General features: G+C 49.7%; 1 protein-coding gene. It reads left to right on the top strand.

Annotated elements, in window-relative coordinates; translation table 11 throughout:
- Positions 1–572 (top strand): galactonate dehydratase (gene dgoD / locus LD39_RS20985; protein ID WP_035553477.1); only part of this gene is annotated, 572 nt, incomplete at both ends.

Below are 572 nucleotides of genomic sequence, written 5' to 3'. Positions count from 1 at the left end.
CCGAGTGCACAAACCGATGGCGAAAATTTTGGCAAAAGAATTAGAACCGTATCGTCCGATGTTCATTGAAGAACCGGTACTGCCGGAAAACAATGAAGCGTTGAAAGAGATTGCAGCTCATACTTCCATTCCAATTGCGACAGGGGAGCGGATGTTTTCACGTTGGGATTTCAAAGATTTGCTTGCTAGTGGCCACGTCGATGTCATTCAGCCGGATTTATCTCATGCGGGCGGAATTACAGAGTGTAAAAAAATCGCGTCGATGGCAGAGGCCTATGATGTGGCGCTTGCTCCGCATTGCCCGCTAGGCCCGATTGCGCTCGCTTCTTGTCTGCAGGTTGATGCAACGTGTCACAATGCGTTCATTCAAGAGCAGAGCCTCGGTATTCATTACAATAAGGGCAGTGACTTGCTCGACTATATCGAGGACGCCTCGGTATTTGCCTATGAGAATGGCCAGGTGGAAATGCTCAAAGGACCTGGTCTTGGAATTACGATTAATGAAGAAAAAGTTCGCGAAATGGCCGGGGAAGGACACCGCTGGCGCAACCCGGTATGGAGACATCGGGATG

Source organism: Halobacillus sp. BBL2006 (assembly GCF_000786645.1).
GTDB lineage: Bacteria > Bacillota > Bacilli > Bacillales > Halobacillaceae > Halobacillus.
This window is presented reverse-complemented; position numbering and strand designations above follow the sequence as displayed.